This window comes from Vreelandella sp. H-I2, assembly GCF_052959335.1.
Genome location: NZ_JBRAMC010000004.1, coordinates 271,987 through 293,186, shown reverse-complemented (window position 1 = coordinate 293,186; position 21,200 = coordinate 271,987). Strand labels below are relative to the sequence as shown.

Annotated in this window: 20 protein-coding genes and 1 riboswitch; of the genes, 6 read left to right on the top strand and 14 right to left on the bottom strand. The window is 55.2% G+C overall.

The features are described 5' to 3' along the window. The 3 genes from ACUVOF_RS12125 to ACUVOF_RS12115 all read right to left on the bottom strand — a co-directional run bounded on the left by ACUVOF_RS12125 (position 1) and on the right by ACUVOF_RS12115 (position 4,195). Complete coding sequence (locus ACUVOF_RS12125) at positions 1-756, bottom strand: SDR family NAD(P)-dependent oxidoreductase (protein WP_447044596.1); 756 nt, start codon at positions 754-756, stop codon at positions 1-3. Between the two features lie 164 nt (positions 757-920). Next, positions 921-2,174 (bottom strand): D-amino acid dehydrogenase, encoded by a 1,254-nt coding sequence (locus ACUVOF_RS12120; protein WP_447044595.1) that lies wholly within the window; start codon positions 2,172-2,174, stop codon positions 921-923. A 166-nt stretch (positions 2,175-2,340) separates the two neighbouring features. Next, a riboswitch (glycine riboswitch) is annotated at positions 2,341-2,442 on the bottom strand. 79 nt (positions 2,443-2,521) lie between these two features. Next, positions 2,522-4,195, bottom strand: a complete 1,674-nt coding sequence (locus ACUVOF_RS12115) for an isovaleryl-CoA dehydrogenase (RefSeq protein ID WP_447044594.1) — start codon at positions 4,193-4,195, stop codon at positions 2,522-2,524. 207 nt (positions 4,196-4,402) lie between these two features. Between ACUVOF_RS12115 and ACUVOF_RS12110 the strand changes: the two genes are divergently transcribed. Further along, a complete protein-coding gene (locus tag ACUVOF_RS12110) occupies positions 4,403-4,696 on the top strand; it encodes a hypothetical protein (RefSeq protein ID WP_113269488.1) in 294 nt (97 codons plus the stop codon). A 126-nt stretch (positions 4,697-4,822) separates the two neighbouring features. Next, positions 4,823-5,350: an HPP family protein gene (locus tag ACUVOF_RS12105; protein ID WP_447044593.1), complete on the top strand. Its 528-nt coding sequence runs from the start codon at positions 4,823-4,825 to the stop codon at positions 5,348-5,350. 2 nt (positions 5,351-5,352) lie between these two features. Here the strand turns inward: ACUVOF_RS12105 and ACUVOF_RS12100 are convergent, their stop codons facing one another. Further along, a complete protein-coding gene (locus ACUVOF_RS12100) occupies positions 5,353-5,925 on the bottom strand; it encodes a gamma-glutamylcyclotransferase (RefSeq protein WP_447044592.1) in 573 nt (190 codons plus the stop codon). A gap of 130 nt (positions 5,926-6,055) precedes the next feature. Between ACUVOF_RS12100 and ACUVOF_RS12095 the strand changes: the two genes are divergently transcribed. After that, positions 6,056-6,910: a sirohydrochlorin chelatase gene (locus ACUVOF_RS12095; RefSeq protein WP_447044591.1), complete on the top strand. Its 855-nt coding sequence runs from the start codon at positions 6,056-6,058 to the stop codon at positions 6,908-6,910. A 96-nt stretch (positions 6,911-7,006) separates the two neighbouring features. Further along, positions 7,007-8,593: an ABC-F family ATPase gene (locus tag ACUVOF_RS12090; protein ID WP_447044590.1), complete on the top strand. Its 1,587-nt coding sequence runs from the start codon at positions 7,007-7,009 to the stop codon at positions 8,591-8,593. Positions 8,594-8,607: 14 nt separating this feature from the next. Here ACUVOF_RS12090 and ACUVOF_RS12085 read toward each other — a convergent pair whose 3' ends face one another. Then, on the bottom strand, positions 8,608-9,201 hold the full coding sequence (locus ACUVOF_RS12085) for a cell division protein ZipA C-terminal FtsZ-binding domain-containing protein (protein ID WP_447044589.1): 594 nt from the start codon (positions 9,199-9,201) through the stop codon (positions 8,608-8,610). 344 nt (positions 9,202-9,545) lie between these two features. After that, positions 9,546-10,664 carry an alkene reductase gene (locus ACUVOF_RS12080; protein WP_447044588.1) on the bottom strand — a complete coding sequence of 373 codons (1,119 nt, stop codon included), beginning with the start codon at positions 10,662-10,664 and terminating at the stop codon, positions 9,546-9,548. Positions 10,665-10,844: 180 nt separating this feature from the next. Here ACUVOF_RS12080 and ACUVOF_RS12075 point away from each other — a divergent pair, with 180 nt between their 5' ends. Continuing rightward, a complete protein-coding gene (locus tag ACUVOF_RS12075; protein ID WP_447044587.1) occupies positions 10,845-11,600 on the top strand; it encodes a FadR/GntR family transcriptional regulator in 756 nt (251 codons plus the stop codon). An 18-nt stretch (positions 11,601-11,618) separates the two neighbouring features. On the opposite strand, the gene ACUVOF_RS12070 is transcribed toward ACUVOF_RS12075, so the two are convergent. The 3 genes from ACUVOF_RS12070 to ACUVOF_RS12060 are packed head-to-tail and all read right to left on the bottom strand — an operon-like array spanning position 11,619 to position 15,043. Continuing rightward, positions 11,619-12,878 (bottom strand): allantoate amidohydrolase, encoded by a 1,260-nt coding sequence (locus ACUVOF_RS12070; RefSeq protein ID WP_447044586.1) that lies wholly within the window; start codon positions 12,876-12,878, stop codon positions 11,619-11,621. A gap of 53 nt (positions 12,879-12,931) precedes the next feature. Further along, positions 12,932-13,633, bottom strand: coding sequence for a DUF1028 domain-containing protein (locus tag ACUVOF_RS12065; RefSeq protein WP_447044585.1), 702 nt, complete (start codon positions 13,631-13,633; stop codon positions 12,932-12,934). A 15-nt stretch (positions 13,634-13,648) separates the two neighbouring features. After that, the gene (locus ACUVOF_RS12060; protein ID WP_447044584.1) at positions 13,649-15,043 is read right to left on the bottom strand and encodes a YfcC family protein; all 1,395 of its coding nucleotides are present in this window, start codon (positions 15,041-15,043) and stop codon (positions 13,649-13,651) included. 183 nt (positions 15,044-15,226) lie between these two features. Between ACUVOF_RS12060 and ACUVOF_RS12055 the strand changes: the two genes are divergently transcribed. Beyond that, positions 15,227-16,252 carry a Fic family protein gene (locus ACUVOF_RS12055; RefSeq protein ID WP_447044583.1) on the top strand — a complete coding sequence of 342 codons (1,026 nt, stop codon included), beginning with the start codon at positions 15,227-15,229 and terminating at the stop codon, positions 16,250-16,252. A gap of 98 nt (positions 16,253-16,350) precedes the next feature. Here the strand turns inward: ACUVOF_RS12055 and ACUVOF_RS12050 are convergent, their stop codons facing one another. The 5 genes from ACUVOF_RS12050 to ACUVOF_RS12030 form a co-directional block, all read right to left on the bottom strand. Beyond that, on the bottom strand, positions 16,351-16,725 hold the full coding sequence (locus ACUVOF_RS12050) for a hypothetical protein (RefSeq protein ID WP_447044582.1): 375 nt from the start codon (positions 16,723-16,725) through the stop codon (positions 16,351-16,353). Between the two features lie 157 nt (positions 16,726-16,882). After that, a complete protein-coding gene (locus ACUVOF_RS12045) occupies positions 16,883-18,070 on the bottom strand; it encodes a M24 family metallopeptidase (protein ID WP_447044581.1) in 1,188 nt (395 codons plus the stop codon). Between the two features lie 69 nt (positions 18,071-18,139). Next, a complete protein-coding gene (locus ACUVOF_RS12040) occupies positions 18,140-18,880 on the bottom strand; it encodes a TSUP family transporter (protein WP_447044580.1) in 741 nt (246 codons plus the stop codon). Positions 18,881-18,890: 10 nt separating this feature from the next. Beyond that, positions 18,891-19,571, bottom strand: coding sequence for a transglycosylase SLT domain-containing protein (locus ACUVOF_RS12035; RefSeq protein WP_447044579.1), 681 nt, complete (start codon positions 19,569-19,571; stop codon positions 18,891-18,893). Between the two features lie 101 nt (positions 19,572-19,672). Further along, entirely contained in the window at positions 19,673-21,091 is a 1,419-nt protein-coding gene (locus ACUVOF_RS12030; RefSeq protein ID WP_447044578.1) for an aminotransferase-like domain-containing protein, read from the bottom strand. Between the last annotated feature and the right edge of the window lie 109 nt (positions 21,092-21,200).

Here is a 21,200-nt window from a genome sequence, read left to right as displayed (position 1 = left end):
CTAGTCGCGATCGATCGCAAAAGGGGCCCACGCCTGCCGAACCGACATAATTTCCAAGCGATTGATATTGATATGGGGTGGCAAGGTGGCTAGGTAGTAAAGCTGCTCTGCAATATCTTCCGCTTGAAGCGGCGTTGTACCTTTATAAAGTGCGTCTGAAGCGGCCTGATTACCCTTGGTTCTCACTAGCGTAAACTCGGTTTCTGCCATGCCGGGAGCTAGGTCCGTCACACGCACGCCCGTTCCCAGTAGGTCGCAGCGCAAGTTATAGCTAAACTGCTGAACAAACGCTTTTGATGCCCCATACACATGCCCCCCCGGATAGGGCCATTGCCCCGCGACTGAGCCGAGATTAAGAATGCTCGCGCCTTCGCTGTTTTTGAGTAACAGCGGCAGCGCTGCGTGGGTGACGTTAACTAACCCGGTGATGTTGGTATCGATCATTGTGTGCCAATCTTGCAACGCCACCTTTTGTGCGGGTTCCGGCGCTAGCGCTAACCCCGCATTGTTAATCAAGCATGTCAGTGGCAAGAAGCTTTCAGGTAGGCTACCAATGGCGTCAGTGACTGAATCACTGTCGCGAACATCCAGCGCCAGTGTCAGTACGGGTACCTGCTCGGAAAGCTCCTCCTCGAGCGCTTTTAAGCGTTCTACCCGTCGCCCGGTTAAAATCAACGACCAGCCCGCTTTTGCAAAGCGCTGGGCTGCCGCTTTACCAAATCCTGATGTAGCTCCGGTGATAAGTACGCTGGGCATAGTGAAACTTCCTTGGTTGTTAGAAAGATATTGGTTCTTTATTAATAGACCATACTTATAATAACCATTGGAACCCTATCCCAACTGCCGGCGCCAGCGATTTTTATTGGTGGCTAACTCGGCGGGGCTATCATTGGCCCTGCCGTTAAGGTGTGTATTGGAGGCTACAGGGGCCGCGGCTGGGCTGCTCGCTGCGTGCGGGTGTTTTTATCCCCCACCGCATCCGCCAGCAGTTCGGCGGTGATGGCGGAGAGTGTCCAGCCCAGGTGGCCGTGGCCGGTGTTGTAGAACACCGTGGGTAATTTGCCGGGGCCGACCTTAGGCAGCATGTTAGGTAGCATTGGCCGCAGGCCCGCCCAGGGCACTACGCGGCGGGTGCTGACGCCGGGGAAACACTCTTCCACCCAGCGGATTAGCGGGCGGATACGGTTGTCACGGATATCGCGGTTATAGCCGTTAAACTCGGCGGTGCCTGCAATACGGAAGCGGTCATTGCCCAGGCGGCTGGTGACTAGCTTGGTTTCATCATCAAGCAGGCTTACCGTGGGCGCCGCCTGCTGAGAGGCTGCATCATCGAGTTGCACAGTAATTGAGTAGCCTTTCACCGGGTAGATATTGACCCGGTCGCCGAGCTTGGCGGCTAGCGCGCGGCTGCTGACCCCTGCACACACCACCACGCTATCAAAGCTTTCACGTACTGGGTCGTCGCCCACCTCAGCAGTGACCCAGGCGTGTTGTTGATCCGCGCCGATATCCTGCACGCTGTGACCATATTTAAGCGTTACGCCGCGGCGCTCTGCAGCTTGAGCGAGGCCGTGGGTAAACTTATGAATATCGCCGGTGGCATCGCTTTCGGTAAAGAAGCCGCTGTAGTAATTGCCCGCCAGCGTCGGTTCGATGGCGCGCATCTCGTCGGGTGTGACCGCCCGGCGTTTCAGACCACCTTGGTTGAGCAGTTGCGAGACCTTGGCAGCGTGGTCGTAGCCTGCCTTGTCGCGGTAGATATGCAGGATGCCTTTCTGCTTTAAATCGAAATTAATCTGCTCGTCTTTTGCCCACTGAAACAAGTGCTCCCTGGCGGCAATGGCTAGGCGTGCGGTTTCGGTCGTGTTCTCAGAGTAGCGGGGGATTGAGGCGATAAACTCACCAAACCAACTGAGCTTATGCCAGCTCGGGCGGGGATTGACCAACAGCGGGGCGTCGTTTCTGAGCATCCAGCGCATGCCCTTGATCACGGTTGGCCAGTGATTCCACACTTCGGCATTCGAGGCCGATAGCTGGCCTCCGTTGGCAAAGGACGTCTCCATCGCTGCGTAGCGGTGCTTTTCAAAAACGGTGACGTCATAGCCACGTTTGGCCAGGGCGTAGGCGCTGGTAATGCCGGTGATACCACCACCGATAACGGCAATGCGTTGCATAACTCTCTCCAGATTGTATGAGCGTCGGGGAATCCCACCTAACGGCGTAGCTACTGCTGGGCGTACCCCTTCCGTCATGGAACCTGAGAGATTCACGCATTCATTGGATGCGCTTGCTCCTTCGGTGGGCTGAGTGACGCAGTCATCAGCCGCTCTTCGGAAAGTGATGGTAATAGCGGTCCGGTTGCCTGAGAGTTTCCGGGGTTGTTGCTCCTTCGGCGCTGGCGTCATCTACTCTAGATGCGTCAAGCTCTCCCGCTATCACTTTGTTGCTAGTTAATTGCTTTTTAATGTGACTAGTTTACCCAATCAGTTTTAGCATGAAATCCGACCAAGGTCGTGAGCGCTTATTTCACGGGCCGGGCACGCTCAATAATCGCTGCGCAATCGAGTCCAGTAGGTAGCGTGCCTGTGTTGAGGCCACTGCGGTCGGCAAGCCGGCCAGCGCAGAATGCATCGGCTACGTAAGCAGGGGCATGCTGAACCAGCAGAGCGCCCTGTAACGCCAGGGCCATGCTATCCGCCAGTTGGCGGGCGCGGTACTGGAGCGCTTGAGTATCCTGCATCTCCCGCTTTAATTTGTGAATAAAGCGGTCAAGATGTTCATTAGCGCCCTTTGAAAGTGCAACTTCGGCAAAGAAGGCATCAAGTACCTCGGGCTGCTTTTCAATCGCGCGCAGGATATCCAAACACTGCACATTTCCGCTGCCTTCCCAAATGGCGTTGATGGGCGACTCGCGGAACAGGCGCGGCATTATATGAGTTTCCATCACGCCACTGCCGCCGATCACTTCCATTGCTTCATAGGCGTGATGGGGTGTGCGCTTACATATCCAGTATTTGCCGACAGGGGTGGCGATCCGCGAAAGCAGGCGCTCATGCTCGTTGTCTTGATGATCCATGGACCGGGCCATGCGCAGCATCAAGGTAGTGGCAGCTTCGCTCTCAATGGCGAGATCGGCGAGCACGTTCTGCATCAGCGGCTGCTCGCTGAGCCGTGCCCCAAAGGCATGGCGATGAGAAGCATGGTGAATCGCCTGGGCGGTGGCTTGGCGCATCCCAGCAGCTGAGCCAATCATGCAGTCGTAACGGGTCATGGCCACCATTTCGATGATGGTACGCACGCCGCGCCCCTCCTCACCTATCATCCAGGCAAAGGCGCCGCGCAGTTCCGTCTCGCTGGAGGCGTTCGCTACGTTACCCATCTTGCGTTTCAGTTGCTGGATGTGAAGAGGGTTCTTGCTGCCGTCGGGCCGCCAGCGCGGCAATAGAAAGCAGCTCAAGCCGCCGGGTGCTTGTGCGAGCACCAAGAAGGCATCGCACATCGGTGCTGAGACAAACCATTTATGCCCCACCAGTTCGTAGGCTTCGCCGGGACCGCCTTGGTCAATCGGGTAGGCTCGAGTGGTATTAAGACGGACATCCGAGCCACCCTGCTTTTCAGTCATCGCCATGCCGAGGGTGACGCCCTGTTTCTCGAAGTAGGGTACGTTGCGTGGGTCATAATAGGGTGCGGTAATTTTGTCACCCCAGCTCTCAAGCAGGTTGGGCTGGTGGCGAAGCGCAGGCAGAGCAGCAAATGTCATCGTGATCGGGCAGCCATGCGCCGCCTCTACCTGTGTCTGTAAAAAGTAACTCGCGGCTCGGGAAACGTGGGCGCCTGGCTGTGGATTCCGCCAGGGGCTGGCGTGCAATCCATGTTCCACCGACGTTTGCATAAGCTGATGGTAGGCGGGATGAAACTCTACCCAATCGACCCGGTGGCCTTGTCGGTTATGGGTCATCAGTTGCGGTGGGTAGCGGTTGGCGTCAAAGCCTAAGGCAATGGCCTCAGAAGAGCCTGCCCACTGACCAAACGTTTTGAGCGGGGCATCGTCCTCAGACCCGCTTTCACGTTTAACGCCCTCTTGAAGCGCGCGATCTGCGGCATAGCTATTGTAGTTTTCCAGCGCCGGGGGCTGGTTTTCCACTCGATGAGTGCTGGCGTGGAGTTGTTCGGCAAGCGGATAGCGGTGTGTCATGATGTAAACCTGGATCGTGGCTAAGTAATTGTGTTTATTTAAACGATCGTTTTATGGTTTTTAGCATAGTCGTTTGAAAGCGGGAGCGCTAAACAATCAGGATGGCGAATCTTGGCCGTCCCTTAGTTTTGCTCAGTGAGCGTATTTAAACGACAATGCCACGCTTATCCTTCTCAGCCTTGGGTACTATCGATGCAGCCAAATGCAATGCAGGCAAACGGTTTTTTTGACGAAATAGGCGAAACTATCGGCGAAGCCATCCGCGTGGTGGTTGAGTTTTTATTAGGTATTTTTACTAACTTTTTCGGTGCATTCGGCGATTTTATCGACGGCTTAACGCGTTCGCTGGGGATCAACGATTCTTTTTTCAGCATTGCCGTATTAGTGGTCGGGCTGCTTATTCTTTGGGGCGGTTTGCGGGCATTCCTGCGTGGCTCTTTGGTAGGCGGTATTCTACGCACCCTGCTCGGGCTGTTTATCCTCTCGTGGCTGATGATGTAATCAGAGGCTTGTTCTTTCTTGAGCTAGCGATCTTGAGTTAGCTTCAACACGGGTATGACAGATTGTCATTTGCTTATTTGGTGCATTTTGTCATCATTCGCACTTATTTTGTGCAAAGCGAGTGCAATGAAAACTTACCTTGGAAAGATGCGCGGGCAGCCAATTAAGCGTGCCCGGGTAGGCTGGCAGGATGCTTTTTGGTCATGGGTAGGCGCCTTTACTGGAATGGCGGTTATTTGCTGGTTAAGCTCGGCGTGGCTGTCGCATCAGTTGCTTATCGTTGGGTCGTTCGGGGCAACGTCAGTTCTCATTTATGCAGCACCGGAAAGTCCTTTTGCCCAACCCAGCCACGTATTGTTCGGCAGCGTGCTTTCGGCAGCTACTGGCGTTGCTTGCTACCAATGGCTGGGAGCGACACCACTCTCGATGTCGTTGGCCGTATCGCTGTCGATACTGGTGATGCAGTTGACCCATACAGTTCACCCTCCGGGAGCTGCGGCTGCACTCATTGCGGTAGGCGGCGGTTCCAGCGTTCACCAGTTGGGGTGGTGGTATCCTCTTTTGCCGATCGGTATGGGCAGTGTAGTGATGCTCATAATTGCCATCCTGGTGAATAATCTTGCCCGGCATCGACGTTATCCACGCTACTGGTGAGGTTAGATACGGCTCAACTGTAGTTCCAGGTCAAAGATATGGGCGTCTGTCGCGCCTAGTTCACGTAGTGCCGTCGCAAGGTTGAGTAAGTACTCTTTATTGGGACCGCTTGGGCCATGTGCGTTGGCAATTTGCTGGGCGATTTCGGTAAGTGGCGCCTCGCCAAGAAAGGCCGGATTGTCTTCGCTGGCCAGATAAATCAGCCCTTCGCTCTGTTTGGCTGCTTCGCCATTCTCAGCAAGAAACGTCAGCAATACTTTTTCTCGCAAATAGCCGTTCTTCTCGCGTACATCCAACGGCGCAAGCACTTCTGGCGTAATACGGTAAGCCATACCATGGCAAATCGAATCCTTGGCGCGGATCAGCGTTGCTACCCGCCCGGGTGATTCAAGTGTGCCACGATGGTCGTGGGAGCCTTGCCAGAAACGCCGTTCCCAACCTTGAATATAGGCTGGGCGACGCTCTAAATAGGCGAAGTCAGCCTTCCAAATCAGCGATCCGTAGCCGAATAGCCATATATCTGCATGGCCATCGAAGAAGTTTCTTTGCTGGTTAAGCGCGGTGGTATCAAGCATCGTTATCAAGCAACATTTTTAAGGAGCGTCTTTCAAGTAACATGGTGAACAACGACTTTGTAAAACAATCATCTTAACATGCGATGGTTGCTCACTTACCTGACAACATTGAAAATTACCGGAGGTAGCCATGCGCGCGATTTTTCTGGTCGATAATGGTTCGCTACGCCCGCAAGCAACGCTTAATTTGCGTCGCGTGGCCGCTTCGCTTAGTGAGCAAATAGGCGAAACCGTTCAGGCCGCCTCATTGCTGCACTCCAATAAGATTCCCGCGGACGAGGTGGATGGCATTCCCGCCACGACGCTTGGCCCCGCCGCTGAACGTAGTGCCGAACAAGGGGCAACAGAAATTATCGTGTTGCCGTTCTTTTTTGGCCCCAGTAAGGCCCTAACCGGCTACCTGCCTGAACGCATGGCAGCGATGCAGGAGCGCTTTCCTCACGTAAAGGTGCGTGTAGCCCAGCCCTTGGTGGATGAGTTGGGTGATAACGACCTGCGTCTAGCCCACCTGCTGGCCGACAACGTGCGCGAGCAGCTTCGGTCTGGTGCTAATCCGCATGTGGCGCTGGTCGATCACGGCAGCCCCATCCCTGACGTTACCGCCGCGCGAAATCGCTTAGCAGGACAGCTTAGCGTATTACTAGCCGACGACGTAGCGTGTGTTGCCGCTGCCTCCATGGAGCGTCGCGAGGGCGATGAGTACCGCTTTAACGAGCCATTACTTGAGAATCTGCTAGCGCTTCCCGAATTCAACCCAGGGCCGGTCATCCTGGCAATGCTGTTTCTGTCGCCGGGGCGCCACGCCGGGGAGGGTGGCGATATCGCTGAAATATGCGCGGCGGCTGAACAGCAGCATCCAGGGCTTTCTGTTACCACGACCAAGCTGGTGGGCGAACATCCGGGTATCGTCGATATTCTGGCGACTCGTTTACGCCAAGCGCTTGATGATGAACGCTTTCTACTCGATATCCCGGCAGTCGCCTGATATGACGAAAGTCTGATGGGTGAATACCCGTCCAATAGCGCGTAGAATCGCGAGCCTTTCTATTACTGTCAATGACACGCTAACCGGGCTCCTTTTGTGATCGCAACCGCCAATATCACCATGCAGTTTGGGGCCAAGCCCCTGTTTGAAAATGTCTCCGTTAAATTCAATAACGGCAATCGCTACGGCCTGATTGGCGCGAACGGCTGCGGCAAATCCACCTTTATGAAAATTCTCGGTGGCGATTTGGAGCCCTCTTCGGGCCAAGTAATGCTGGATAGCAGTACACGGCTGGGTAAGCTGCGTCAGGATCAGTTTGCGTTTGAAGATGAGCGGGTGATCGACACCGTTATTATGGGCAATGTCGAACTGTGGTCGGTCGCCGCCGAGCGCGAGCGTATTTACTCGCTCGCAGAGATGAGCGAAGAAGACGGCATGTCCGTTGCCGATCTGGAAGTGCGCTTTGCCGAGCTTGATGGCTACACCGCCGAGTCCCGCGCGGGTGAATTATTGCTCGGCTTGGGCATCCCCATTGAGCAGCACTCCGGCCCCATGAGCGAAGTGTCGCCCGGCTGGAAGCTGCGCGTACTGCTGGCTCAAGCGCTGTTCTCCGACCCCGATGTACTGCTGCTGGATGAGCCGACCAACCACCTGGATATCAATACCATCCGCTGGCTGGAAGATATTCTCAAAGCGCGCAGCAGCACCATGATCATCATCTCTCACGACCGCCATTTCCTGAACAGCGTCTGTACGCATATGGCGGATCTGGATTACGGCGAAATTACACTATTCCCCGGTAATTACGATGACTACATGACCGCGGCCACTGCAGCGCGCGAGCGACAGCACTCGGATAACGCCAAGAAAAAGGCACAAATTGCCGAGTTGCAGCAGTTTGTAAGCCGCTTCTCCGCTAACGCTTCGAAGGCCAAACAGGCTACTTCACGGGCGCGCCAAATCGATAAAATCAAGCTGGAAGATATTAAGCCCTCCAGCCGGGTCAGTCCTTTTATCCGTTTTGATCAGGCGAAAAAGATTCACCGTAATGCCGTCAATGTGGATGCTATTACCAAAGGCTATGACGGTGAACCGCTGTTTAAGCGCTTATCCATGACTGTTGAAGCTGGCGAGCGCATCGCTATTATCGGCCCCAACGGCATTGGCAAAACCACGCTGCTCAAAACCCTGGCAGGCGAGTTGCATCCGGATGCGGGTGAAGTGAAGTGGACAGAAGCCGCTGAAGTAGGCGTTTTTGCCCAGGATCACAGCGATGACTTTGCCGTCGATGCCACGCTGTTTGAGTGGATGTCGAGTTGGACCACCAGCGGCGAGCAAGTGGTACGCGGCGCGCTGGGACGGATGCTGTTTTCCAGTGATGATATCGGTAAATCGGTGAAGGTGATTTCCGGTGGCGAGCAGGGACGCATGCTGTTCGGTAAGTTAATCCTCACTCAACCCAACGTGATGCTGATGGATGAGCCGACCAACCACCTGGACATGGAGTCGATTGAGGCATTGAACCTGGCCCTTGAGAACTACCCCGGTACGCTGCTGTTTGTTAGCCACGACCGTGAATTCGTTTCATCGCTGGCCACGCGCATTATTGATATGCAGCCGGAAGGCATTGTCGACTTCAGCGGTAGCTACGATGACTACCTGCGTAGCCAGGGGGTCGTGTAACCAGAAAAGCGACGCTAGCCAATAATGCGCTCAAAGGTGTCATCGGTGGTGGGCTCGCGCTCCGCATTAAGCATGGCACCGCTAAAGTGTGTCTGCATTTCCTTGGCGAGTTCTACGTAGACGTGCATTTGTTGATTACGCCGCTTGTGCAGCGGCGGCTTTACTAACAGGCTAATGCCTTTAATGGGGGCGTGCGTTTCACCATGGAGTAGGTCGGGCATTTCGCCGGGTGGAAAGGCGTTGGTAATGGTAATTGGGTTGGCGGGTTGCTGCCCGTCAATCAAAAATATCTTTTTGATTGAGTCGTAACGGGCGCCTTTTTCTCGCAACCATTCGGTTAGGCGCTCGTCTGACCGTTCACTAGGCTGATCGAAAATAATAAAAAGAGAGTGCTGCTTTATACTGCTATTGCGCTTCGCAGGAGTGGTGGATTCAGGTTGCTCCGGCGGGCTCTTGGTTTGAAAAGTGACTGAGTTAGCGGCAGCCTCTTTCGCTGCACGCCGTCGTCGACGCCAGGGAACAACGACATAAATAAATATTGCCGTCGCCAGAGTGCCCAATACCAGCGATACGAAGGAGAGTAATATGATGGTGGTCGTACGATCCATATTCTCAAAAACCCTCTGATGTTTTAATTTGTTGTTTTAATGAGTAATTAAACGCTATTTAACCGATGAATAGTGGGTTAAGGGTTAACGCAAGTAACACCCCGAGCTAGTAAGGCACACCATCAGCCACGAGACCGAAAACGGGCATAAGTGTTGGCGGTAAGGCCCACTGCTAATATGGAAACCTCTAGCGCCAAAATTTAATTTAGCATCCATCACCTATTTTTAAAACGAAAGAATCAACCATTTATTGGCGCTTACTTACTATTAGGCATTAAAAAAGCATCACCGAAGTGATGCTTTTTAGCCAAAATAATTCAGCTATCAGCCAAACGTATGCTGTACTAGCTCATACGATCATAACCGTTATTCATAAACGGGTAGTCGGTATAGCCTTTTTCATCACCGCCGTAGAAGGTTTCATGGTTCGGCTCAGTAAGTGTCGTGTTAACACGGAAACGCTCTGGCAGGTCCGGGTTGGCGATATAGGGGCGGCCGAAAGCCACGGCATCGGTGGTGTTTTCGCTGATGCGTTTCTCGGCGTGTTTGGCGTCGTAGTTGCCGCAATAGATCAGGCTGCCGCTAAAACGTTCGCGCATCTGCTCGCGGAAACCAGCGGGAAAGGTGATGTCGCCGCCCGCCCAGTTGGGCTCGTTCAGGTGCAGGTAGGCCAGCCCACGCTTGGAAAGCTGATCGGCCATGTAGAATGCCATCGCTTCCGGCTCGTCGTCGGTCAACCCAAACAGCTCAATAAATGGTGTCATGCGGATGCCGACGCGGTCAGCACCGTAAACATCAATCACGGCATCAACCACTTCCAGCGGGAAGCGGGCACGGTTTTCCAATGAACCACCGTACTGGTCGGTACGCTGGTTGGTGCCGGTCGCCAGAAACTGATTGAGCAGGTAGGCGTTCGCCGCGTGGACTTCGACCATATCGAAGCCCGCACGCTTGGCACGCTCGGCCGCTTGGCGATAGTCCTCAACGATGCCGGGGATTTCATCGGTTTCCAGCGCACGCGGTGTGCTAGTGGGATGCTGGCCCGCAGTGCCGTCTTCGAACTCGACGAAACACTGCGCGCCTTCGCCTTTTAAGGCGCTTGGTGCAACAGGCTGTTGTCCGTCAGGTTGAACCATCTCGTGTGAAATGCGCCCAACGTGCCACAGCTGTAGCGCCATGCGACCGCCTTTGGCGTGAACAGCGTCAACAACGCCTTTCCAGCCCGCTTCCTGCTCGTCGGTCCAGATGCCCGGCGTATACACGTAGCCACGGGCAGTAGGAGAGATGTTGGTGGCTTCACTGATAATCAACCCCGCGCCAGCGCGCTGCCCGTAGTAGGCTTCCTGCATCTTGCCCGGCACGCTATCCGGCGTACGCGAACGGGTTAGCGGCGCCATAATAACGCGATTGGGTATTGATAGGCTGCCCAACTGGGTTGGTTTGAACAGTGTCTCGAAAGCCATCAAGTAAGCTCCTTTTGAATGCTTCGATGAAATAGTAGGTGCCAGAATAGACCAGTTTACTAGTTAATGCCACCCAGATATTACCAGGGCTTAGATGAGCAGGTATCCTTGACAGAGGCGTCCAAACGGTAGGCCTCTCTGGTACCCTTGCAGATTATTTGTCAGGAATTTCTCGACAGCATGTTAAAAAACGCATCGCAGCGACGACCTTATCAGGTGGCGGAAACCATCAAGTGCTGGATTGTGGATCGGCAGTTAAAGCCAGGGGATCGATTGCCGAGTGAGTCGGAGCTAATGGACACTTTGCAGGTATCGAAAGGTACGGTACGCGAGAGTACGCGAGTGCTGGAGGCTCAGGGGCTGGTCGAAACCCGTACCGGCCCTGGCGGTGGTGCCTTTGTGCGCGAAATGAGCGATGCAAAAGCGGTGTCTTTGTTGAGTAATTATCTGTTTTTTAAAGATATTTCGATCAAGGATATCTATCAGATACGTCTGGCATTAGAGCCTGAACTGGCTGCCTCGCTGGTGGGAAAAGTGAATCCAGCCGATATGGCGCGCTTGCGTGAGAGTCTGCATAGCTACTCAGACCCCGCAGACGATAGCGAGACTGAGCGCCAGCAGCACCTCGATTCCCTGCATTTTCACTTGATGCTTGCCGAGTTGGCTGGCGGCAATCAGTTGCTGACCTTTATCATTCGTTTCACAATTCAAGTGCTCTCGGATCTGACGATATACCATCGCCTGTATGAGCCAGCCACCTATGATTTTGGCCAGGTGGGGTGTCGCTATCATGCACAAATACTGGATGCGATTGAGCTAGGGGATGCCGAAAGCGCCTACAGTATCATGCGCGAGCACATGCTGGATGCCCAGCGGGTGATGAATCAGCAGGAGGCTCAGGTTCGCCGAGGCTTTTTACCTGAGCCACTGAAGTAATCAGCGGTAGATGCTGTGCTATGGTTGCCCCAGCTGTTGTAGAAATGCCATGACCACGCGTGTTGCCGCTTCACCGTCTTCGGCAGTAATGGCTTCGTCCGGATGGTGGCTCAGCCCGTCCTTGCAGCGCACAAACAACATGCCGATGTCAGTCAATGCCTGCATGGCCAAGCCATCGTGCCCCGCACCGCTAAAGAGCTGTTCTGCAGGCTGGCCAACCTGGGCGCAGGCTTTTTCGAGGGACGTCATCATCCAGTCGGCACAGGCGGTGGCATCGGCGCTGTAAGTGTTTTCCATCTCCAGCACTAGCCCTCGGCGAGTCGCCACTTCCTCCATTGCGGCGTAGACAGCTTCGCGACCGCGTTGCCGAATGACGCGCTCCGGTGAGCGGAGCTCGACAGTGAAAGTAACCTCGGCAGGAATGACATTGACGGCATTTGGGTGAACGTCGAGCTTGCCCACCACGCCGACCAGCTTATCGGTTCGCTGCAGCACGCTATCGACGGCCAGTACCATTTCTGCCGCGCCGACTAACGCATCATATCGCATGGGCATCGGTGTGGTGCCCGCATGTCCGGCCTTACCGCGCAGCGTGACTCTATGGCGTTCAATGCCGGTCAATGCCGTGACAATGCCCACCGCATGATGCCGCTGCTCAAGAATAGGCCCCTGTTCGATATGTACCTCTAAAAAACCCAGGGTGTTGGCGGGGTCGCGGGCGACAGCGGGTATCTGCTCCGGGTTACAGCCGAAGGCGGTCAATGCCTCGGCAAGCGTCACGCCTTGTGCATCCTGGGCGTCAAGCTGGTCAGGCGTTACATTACCCGCCAGTGCTTTGCTGCCAACTAGCGTGGTAGGGAAGCGCACGCCCTCTTCGTCACCAAACGCAACCACCTCGATGCCGAAGGGGAGTGTTACCCCTTCGCGCTTAAGCGCTTCCAGTGCCAGAATAGGCAGCGCAACGCCCAGCATGCCGTCGTACTTACCTCCTTCGATCACCGAATCCTGATGGGATCCCATGATGAAGGTTTTTTCACCTGCCTGTGCCCTAGGGCAGCGACCAACGAGATTGCCGGCCGCATCCAGTTGTGGGGCAAGCCCAGCTTGTTCCATCCAGCGGCTGATTGTAGGCAGTACATCTCTGTGCTCCTGGGAGCAGAACAGTCGCGTAACACCGGCGCCAGGAGCCGAGCAGCGGGCGGCTTCGTCCAGGCGATCGATCAACACCTGCCCCAACTCACCTTGAGCAAATGGAGTGTGAACGGCGGTTTTGGTCATAAACTCTCCGTTAGGCGATAGGTACCAACAATCCCAGCAGCGTGGAAGCGCGTCTAGCGTAGCGGCAGTTGGCGCCAAAAAGCTTGGAAATCGTCGCTCATGAACTGGTCAGCCAAGGCCCTCAGGGCGGCCACGACGTCTTCCGACCAGTCAACGCGCAAATCAATGGGTGCTTGCTGAAACGACTCGATACGTAGCGCGGCTGAGCGGGTACCACGCTTATCGCCGCCCGCATCCAGCGCGGCAGCGAGAGCGCCAATGAGGTGCGCCAGCAAGTGTTGGTCGTGATGATTCGAATAGCGGGGCGCCTCGCTGCGTTTGATGGCGGCGCCGCTGTTGGTGGCGCTAAGGCTTAAGAACTGCTCTACAAAGACCTGAACGACATCGCTGCTTTGCAGCATGTTGCCAACGGCAGCGACGCCGGGAAAGCGGATGTCTGCCACTTCAGCGATGTTCTCGCTTCCCGAATGCACCGATGAGCGGCCATGGGCATCCATCACCAAGCATTGGCGCAGCGTAGCGTCGCTATCTTCGCTAATCGCCGCATTAAGGGCTTGCTCTGCATTGGCACCATCGACAAGGGCGTTATGCACCCGAGCCGGATACCAGGGATTGGTAAACCTGCCCTGGGTGACGCACGCTCCAACGCCCCGCCAGCAGTGATGCACATAGCCACCTACCGCCACTCCACCGGTGGCAGTAATAGTGGCAACCGTGCCTGTGGCCGGGTGGCAGTGAACCAGTGAAAGTGTCATCGTGGCAATGCGGGCTTAATAGCCCACCAAGTGGCCAATCACCAGCCCAATCCAGGACAAGACATATACCAGCACCATAAAGGGCAGAATTGCCTTGAGCCACTGGGCGTAGGAGACGCGACCAAGTGCCAGCATGGCCAGCGTACCGCCAGAAGTCGGCACGATCAGGTTCGTCAAACCGTCGCCAACCTGGAACGCGGTGATCATTAGTTGACGGCTCATGCCGACAAGATCCGCCACGGGAATCAGAATAGGCATGGTCACTAACGCCTGACCGGAACCGGAAGGTATGAAGAGGTTGATAATACCCTGCACTACACTAGCCATAATGGCGGAGAAAATTGACGGTATACCGTCTATCAGCGCGCTCAGCGAGTTGACGATAGTGTCGATAATGACGGCCTGTTCAAGAATGACCTGAATAGAGGCCGCTACCCCGATTACAAGCGCACCGGCGGTAACGCTGGCAGCACCTTCCATCATTTGTTTAACGATGCCGTTCGCCGACAGGCCGTTCAAGGCCCCAATGATGATCGCCAGCAGGAGGAATGTGCCTGCAATTTCGTTGATGTACCAGCCACGGGTAAACACACCAACTAACATGGCGATCAACCCACCCACAAACACTACCATGGTGAGTATGTTGCGTTTGGTCAGGCGGTATTCGCTAAGGGGCCTGCTTAATGCCTCCGCATTGTCGGGCTCCTCAAACTCCATCTTGACGACACGCTTGCAGATATACAGCGACAGCAGGGCCAGCGATGAAAGTACCAGCAGCGTGCGCAGCCAGGCGCCGGAAAAGGTCGGTAGCTCAGCTATACCTTGGGCAACCCCGACGGTATAAGGATTGATCGGTGAAAGAGCAAAGCCGATCCCGATGCCGCCGACGGCCATCGCGGTACCTACCAAACTGGAGCAGCCAATGGCACTGGCGATGAGCACCGCAATGGGGACTAACGCAATATTGTTCTCAAACCCGACAGCGACACCGAAAAAGCCGTAGATAAAGGTACCGACGACGATAATTACGTTACGCCGCTCAACGCCAACGCGATTAACCGCCACGCCGATCGCATTTTCCAATGCACCGGTCTTTTGCAGGATATGAAACAGACCACCGGCGATGAAGACGATAAACAGATACTGTGAGGCGGAGATTAGGCCTTCCGGAATCGCCACGAAGATATTGAACAGGGGAATATTGGCGACGTCTTCCAGATAGGCAAAGGAACCCGGCACCACAACCGTACGTCCATCCTGGGTAACCCGTTCAAACTCACCGGCGGGGATAATAAACGTCAGTAAATAGGTGGCAACAAGAATGATAAAGATCAGCACCATGGGGTCGGGGACCGCCTGATACCATTTTTTACGCGAGCCGGAGGCTGCCGCGGTTTGTTGTTCAGCCATGGGTGTGCCCTTTCTTGTGATGTGTCTCAGCGTGGACGCTCGTTGGCGCCTTACTTTGAATTTATCATGATAAATAGCAGGGTCAAGTAAGTCTGAATTTTCAACTAACAGGAACTCACCGATAAACTGTCTGCCATCCTAGTAGTTAATGTCGCGTCCCTAAGCGACCATTTATCCTATCTGATGCGCGACTTTCTCCACGATATTAATAGCGAGTTGGCGCCTGAAGCTCGCGAGCTGGATATTGAAACCCTGGGCCGCCGAATGAATGTGGTCGGTGGGCCAAGCGAAATGGCCTTTCCTAAAAATGTGGGGCTGTTGTTCTTTAACGAGCAACCCGAGCAGTTTTTCCCAGCCACTCAGATAGATGTGGTGTATTTTCCAGACGGTGCCGGTGGCGATCATTTTGAAGAAAAAATATTCAAGGGCCCGCTGGGGCGCATAACCCGCACGGCATTGGACTACATTAACCGAAACTATTTAAAAGAGGGCGTGACAAAACACGCTGATCGCCCACAGGCCGAGCGTTTCTGGAATTTTCCGCTGGTCGCCATTGAAGAAGCAGTGGTGAATGCGGTGTACCACCGCTCTTATGAGATTCGTGAGCCCATTGAAATCCGTATCGATGGCCAGGAGCTTGTGGTGCTCAGCTTTCCAGGACCAGACCACTCTATTCGCTTGCAAGACCTGCAAGCAGGTAAAGCAGTCAGCCGCCGCTACCGCAACCGGCGTATTGGTGAGTTTTTAAAAGAACTGGATTTAACCGAAGGCCGTTCAACGGGCGTGCCGAAAATTCTTCGGGTCATGAAGGCGAACGGTTCGCCAGAGCCGGTGTTCGAAACCGACGATGAGCGCAGCTACTTTTTAATTCGTTTACCCGTTCACGAGGGGTTTGCGGTCGACAAAGAGGCAGTGGCCGAAGTCACCCCCGAAGTCACCCCCGAAGTCACCCCCGAAGTCACCCCCGAAGTTACCCCTGAGATTTTCCGACTGCTTGAGTCATTTGAAGGTGAGTTGGGAAGAGCTGGCTTGATGGCTGCTTTAGGGCTGAAAGACGAAAAACATTTCAGAGAACATTATCAGCAAATCGCAATTAAGCAGGGTTTAATTGAAATGACGATTCCTGATAAACCCCGCAGCCGCCTGCAAAAATATCGATTAACAGCCCTAGGGCAGCAAGTGCTTGCCACAAAGGATGCGCATCAATAAACACTGCCCCTAACCTTTCCAAGGTCTGGAGCTTCTCTATTGACTGCTACCTGCTGGCAATCGCCAAGAGATACTTCTTCTGGCTTCCCAATGCTCGCTCAATTCCACTTCGCCCAGGGCCAACGCCGTTTGGAGGGAGTGTCGATCTGCTGCAGTGCGCTTGAAAGCGGCAACATAATGGCACCCAACTGGCGATAGCAGACTGCGCTGTTCAACACGCCGGGGCACTGCTTTAGCAGCAGGTCGCACTGCTGCGAGGCGATAAAGAGTTGCTCGACCACCGCGGGCGCAAACAGCGGCTTCGCTTGCTGGCAGCAGCGGGTCAGCTCACGTGAGAGCATCGAGAGCATGCTGGTATCCATCCAGCAGGGCAGCGGGTCTTCCAGGCGGCCAGCAATAGAGTGCTGCACCGCTTCAAAAGAGGTACGCAAAAACATGACCGTTTGGCGAAGTTGCCGCTGCTCGCTAGTCATCTCACTTGTCCCTCACCCTGGTGGCTGCCGATGGGAGTAGAGCCCATCACCTATACGTTAATATAAAGCGAGTGTTTCTCATTTGCATCTTTGGCGACAATAGCGCTCCTCTATGGGCCTGTCAATGCTGCGCCTATCGGAGGCTGCGAGCTTAAGGTTAGGCACGTGCTTCGAACAGTTGCCAGTCGTTATTGGTTAGCGGTTTGGCTCCCTGCTCGGTTACCACCACGGTATCGCTGATTCCGACGCCCCACTGGCCGGGCACACGAAGGCAGAGCGGTAAATGAAACACCATATTCGCTTCAAAGGTACGCGACTGGCCTGTGGCGATAAAGCCCGTGCCCTCTACCCAGCTAGGCGGAAACTGCGCGCCCACGGCGTAGCCAAACACGCCGGAGAAAAAATACTGGTCGCGCTGCGGGGCGAGTAGGGCATCAGCCGCTTGGGCAGCAGCATCAAAACTATTGCCGGGCCGCATGGCGTCGCACAGCGCCTCGAATATAGAACGACAAAGGTCGCGGGTGGCTGAGAGGGCCGCATTTGGTGCGCCCGTTACTGCGGTACGCATCATGGGGGCTGTATAGCGCTGGTAAGAGGCGCCAAACTCCAAGAACACTGGCTCGTTAGGCTGAATCACGCGCCGTTTATGATTGACGTGTATCACGCCAATGCGATGCCCACTGGTCACGATCGGCTGCAGGCTCATAAACTCGCTGCCGTTTTCCAACAGCGCTTTAGCGCCAATAGCCGCAATATCGTTATCGGTCATGCCCGGGCGAATGGTTTGAATTGCCGTCTCTAAACCGAGTGCCGTAATACGGGCACTCTCATGTAGCATCTCTAGTTCAGCAGGGCTTTTCACAATTCTAATGGCGTCGACTAGCGCGCCTGCTTCGCTGAAGCGTTCGCGGCCGATGGTCTGCATCAGCGCATCAATCACCCCAAAGCGCAGCCCGCTGCTCCAGCCGTCTATACCGATGTGCTGGCAGGGGATAAGCAGATCCGCCAGCGGGGTGATGATTTCATCCAGGTTTTCCCAGCGGTAGCCGATAATCTCATCGACCCGAGCAGTGATCACCGCCGCACCGGTTTCAATCGAGGCAACTTGCAGCACTAGTTTCTCTTGCGTGCAGACCAAACAGGCATGAACTGAGACTTCAAAGGTGTGGTAGCCAGTGAGGTAGTTAATATCCGCGGGATCGGTAAGTAGCAGCGCCTCTAACCCTTGCTCGGTCATCGCCTGGCGCACCTTGTCCAGGCGCGCTTGGTATTCGGCAGCGGGAAAGGGCACTTCACTCTGGGCAAGTGTTTCAGTGAGGGCTTTGCGGTAGTGATGATAATCCATAGCGACCTCCGTTGATGGCTATGGTCAGTATAGGCATCAACGGCAAGCCCGCTTTTATCGCCCTCAACGCTAGCGGGTGAGCAGGAATAACCCTTGCAGAAAGTAGAAAATGCCAATGCCGGTCACGATCCAGCGGGTCCAGGTGCGGAAATTGGCATCGGTGAGACGGTGTAAAATGCGGTTCCCCGCTTGCGTGCCGAGCATGGCAAACGGTGCAGCTAGCAATACGATGCCCCATTCGCCCGCGCTAAGTGCCATGGCAGCACCCAGGTAGAAGATGATTTTAATGCTGTGAGCCACTACCTGAATCATCGCCTTGGTGGCGACGACTTGGCGGCGGTCCATGCGTGATCGCACAAAGAAAATATCGATCAGCGGCCCGGAAACCCCGGCGGCAATGGTTAACCCGCCTGATGCAATGCCGCAGCAAAATGCATGACTGGCGCGATTGGCATTGAGATGAAACCAGCGCTTGGGCAGCCATACCAGTATTGGCAGCAGGCCAATCAGCAGCGAGACGCTGGCGGCATTGGGGCTGTAGTTGAACAGTAATAGCAGGCCAGCGGCGCTCAACACGCCCAGCGCCATGAAAGCGACGATGCGCCAGACGATATAGTGCCGCGAGAGCCAAGCGCGCGACCCATTGGCCGTGAGCTGTATCACGCCATGCACAGCCATCGCCGTACCCGCAGGAAATACCAACAGCAGAAACCACAGCAGCACCAAGCCGCCCGCCATCCCAAATACGCCGGAAAGCATCGAAGTGAAAAACACCACACTGACCAGCGCCACACCCATCCATAGTGACATCATTTATCCCTTAACTACGGCAAAATGGCCAGACCTGGTAAAACTTGCGGCACTGAAACTCCGCTTCACAGCTGTTGAGTTGGGCCCGGTAACGATTAGCGCGCGCTGCCACTTCTCGACCCGCCCTCAATACTTGCGGTTTGCCCCGATACGTGCCGCGTTGGTAGCCACCAGCGCCTTCATGATACGCGTAATAAAGGTGTTCAGGATTACTCAGTGATATTCCCGCCTGCTGCTGGGAACGGCGGTTGTACCAGCCGATAAAATCGGTGGCGTGCTTCATATGCGTTCGCCGTGCAAATAGGCTGCCCGCTTGGTCTTCGTATTCGCCCCATACCGGGTCCTGTGCCTGGGCATAACCCTTGGCTGATGAGGGGCGTGGGCCGGGAATAAAGCCCAGGTAGTATTTACGATCCGGGCGGATATGGCTGCGAAACGAGGACTCTTGCTGAATAAACGACATCTGAGTCGCAATCGGCGTGCCCCATTTCTGCTCAGACTCCTGAGCGTAGTCGTACCAAGTGGGCTGCTCGCGGAATATCTCGCAGAGATTGGTTTGATCCTGGGGCGGGTTGGGAGCAAAGGTAGCGCAGCCAGAGAGGAGCAGCACAAAAGCTAATGATGCCCAAAGACGTAGGCGAGCGAACGCATTTGAAGAGGCAACGGTAAAACTATTAACAGGGCAGCGCATAAAAGTCCTTGTGAATAAGCTCTTGTGGATAAGTCGTTGAAAGCTTGTGTCTAAGATGTTGAGAAGTGCTTTCTTCATCACCTATGCGCGATTGATCGCTTCTAACGTAGCAGTGCTTCCAGACTGCGACGTAGCCGCTGCGCTTCACGCACCAGCGTTTCCCCTGACAGCATGCCGACGCCCATCACCAAGCCGACCCTTGGGTCGGTGGGCGCACACACCGGGCTTAAAGGTCGCACGATTAAGTGCTCTTTCAGCAGTGATTGGGCGATGCCCACATCGTTGACGCCCGGCGCAAACTCAACGCAAAGGCTGATCGCGCTGCTGGGCGGTGAAACGCTACGCACCTGCGGTAGCGAACGCAGTTGGTCATGCAGCACCTGCTGACGCCCTAAGTAGTCGCGCTGGATGCGCCGGCACCAGGCGTCCAGGTCGCCATCAAAAATAAACTGGGCCAGTACGGCTTGATCCAGCATGCGCCCTTCGCGGAACAGTTCGCTACGCAGGCGGTTCATCGGCGCCGCCAAGTGGCGTGGAACTACTAAATAACCCAGCCGCAGCCCCGGAAACATCATCTTGGAAAACGATCCTACCAGCAAGTGGCGCTCTGATTGGGGAGAAAAGAGCAGGTTAGGGTGGTCGTCGCGATTGAACTCGTAATCATCCTCGACAATGTAAGCGGGCGATAAGGCATCGCATAAGCGTTGCTTATCGATGGCGCTGGTGGGCACGCTGAGTGGGTAGTGATGCGAGCCGGTTAGGTAGGCCAGCTTCACCGGGGCAGCAATAGGCGGAAGGTTGTGCCCCTGTTCTGGCAGCCACGGCACCGCTTCAATGTTCAAACCAGCGGCGGTAAATACGTTGCGCGCTCCCCAGTAGCAGGGCGACTCCATGGCAACGGTGTCACCCACATCCGCCAGTGCCATGGCACACAGCTCAATGCCGTTATGGGTGCCGTCAGTAATGATGATCTGCTCAATATCGCAATCAAGGTTGCGCCAGCGCGCTAGAAAGTCGCGAATGGCGCGCTTTAGTGGGCCGTAGCCGCCAGTGGAGTAAGAGAGCAGCAGGGCGTTTTGCGGCACCGTCACGCTCGAATAGAGCTGGCGCCACTTACGCATCGGGAACTGGGCGATGTCAGGAATGCCGGGCACAAACGCGCCGCTTTGAATCATGCTGGCACCGGGGCCACCCAGCACCCGTTGGGCGCGGGATGAGAGCTCGGCGTTGCCGGGTGGGGGCGAGGAAGGGATAACCGGTTTGCTGGTCCAGGTGCCTTGACCGTGGGCGGTTTTCAACAGTTGCTCTTCCAACAGCGTAGCGATCGCAAGGGCGAGGGTTTGACGGGCGACGTTGATCGCCTCGGCCAATACGCGATGCGAGGGCAAGCGCAGCCCGCTGGGCCACTGCTGGGTAATGGCTTGGCGCAGCGCTTGCTCGATTCGCACCTGCTTACTTAGCCGCTCCGGCTGGAGTGCATAAAGTTGCATAAATTGGTGCAAGACCTGCTGGCGATCCATATCAACGCCTCCTTTCCCGCGTGAAACCCGCCATCGCTAGGCGCTTAGACGAAAGCATAAAGTAAAAAGCGCACCCATATAGTCCGTTTTGAAAGTGGTCTAGTCGAAC

Coding starts and splice junctions, on each gene's coding strand:
- ACUVOF_RS12125 (WP_447044596.1), bottom strand. CDS start 756: ATGCCCAGCGTACTTATCACCGGAGCTACATCAGGATTTGGTAAAGCG.
- ACUVOF_RS12120 (WP_447044595.1), bottom strand. CDS start 2,174: ATGCAACGCATTGCCGTTATCGGTGGTGGTATCACCGGCATTACCAGC.
- ACUVOF_RS12115 (WP_447044594.1), bottom strand. CDS start 4,195: ATGACACACCGCTATCCGCTTGCCGAACAACTCCACGCCAGCACTCAT.
- ACUVOF_RS12110 (WP_113269488.1), top strand. CDS start 4,403: ATGCAGGCAAACGGTTTTTTTGACGAAATAGGCGAAACTATCGGCGAA.
- ACUVOF_RS12105 (WP_447044593.1), top strand. CDS start 4,823: ATGAAAACTTACCTTGGAAAGATGCGCGGGCAGCCAATTAAGCGTGCC.
- ACUVOF_RS12100 (WP_447044592.1), bottom strand. CDS start 5,925: ATGCTTGATACCACCGCGCTTAACCAGCAAAGAAACTTCTTCGATGGC.
- ACUVOF_RS12095 (WP_447044591.1), top strand. CDS start 6,056: ATGCGCGCGATTTTTCTGGTCGATAATGGTTCGCTACGCCCGCAAGCA.
- ACUVOF_RS12085 (WP_447044589.1), bottom strand. CDS start 9,201: ATGGATCGTACGACCACCATCATATTACTCTCCTTCGTATCGCTGGTA.
- ACUVOF_RS12080 (WP_447044588.1), bottom strand. CDS start 10,664: ATGGCTTTCGAGACACTGTTCAAACCAACCCAGTTGGGCAGCCTATCA.
- ACUVOF_RS12075 (WP_447044587.1), top strand. CDS start 10,845: ATGTTAAAAAACGCATCGCAGCGACGACCTTATCAGGTGGCGGAAACC.
- ACUVOF_RS12070 (WP_447044586.1), bottom strand. CDS start 12,878: ATGACCAAAACCGCCGTTCACACTCCATTTGCTCAAGGTGAGTTGGGG.
- ACUVOF_RS12065 (WP_447044585.1), bottom strand. CDS start 13,633: ATGACACTTTCACTGGTTCACTGCCACCCGGCCACAGGCACGGTTGCC.
- ACUVOF_RS12060 (WP_447044584.1), bottom strand. CDS start 15,043: ATGGCTGAACAACAAACCGCGGCAGCCTCCGGCTCGCGTAAAAAATGG.
- ACUVOF_RS12055 (WP_447044583.1), top strand. CDS start 15,227: ATGCGCGACTTTCTCCACGATATTAATAGCGAGTTGGCGCCTGAAGCT.
- ACUVOF_RS12050 (WP_447044582.1), bottom strand. CDS start 16,725: ATGACTAGCGAGCAGCGGCAACTTCGCCAAACGGTCATGTTTTTGCGT.
- ACUVOF_RS12045 (WP_447044581.1), bottom strand. CDS start 18,070: ATGGATTATCATCACTACCGCAAAGCCCTCACTGAAACACTTGCCCAG.
- ACUVOF_RS12040 (WP_447044580.1), bottom strand. CDS start 18,880: ATGTCACTATGGATGGGTGTGGCGCTGGTCAGTGTGGTGTTTTTCACT.
- ACUVOF_RS12035 (WP_447044579.1), bottom strand. CDS start 19,571: ATGCGCTGCCCTGTTAATAGTTTTACCGTTGCCTCTTCAAATGCGTTC.
- ACUVOF_RS12030 (WP_447044578.1), bottom strand. CDS start 21,091: ATGGATCGCCAGCAGGTCTTGCACCAATTTATGCAACTTTATGCACTC.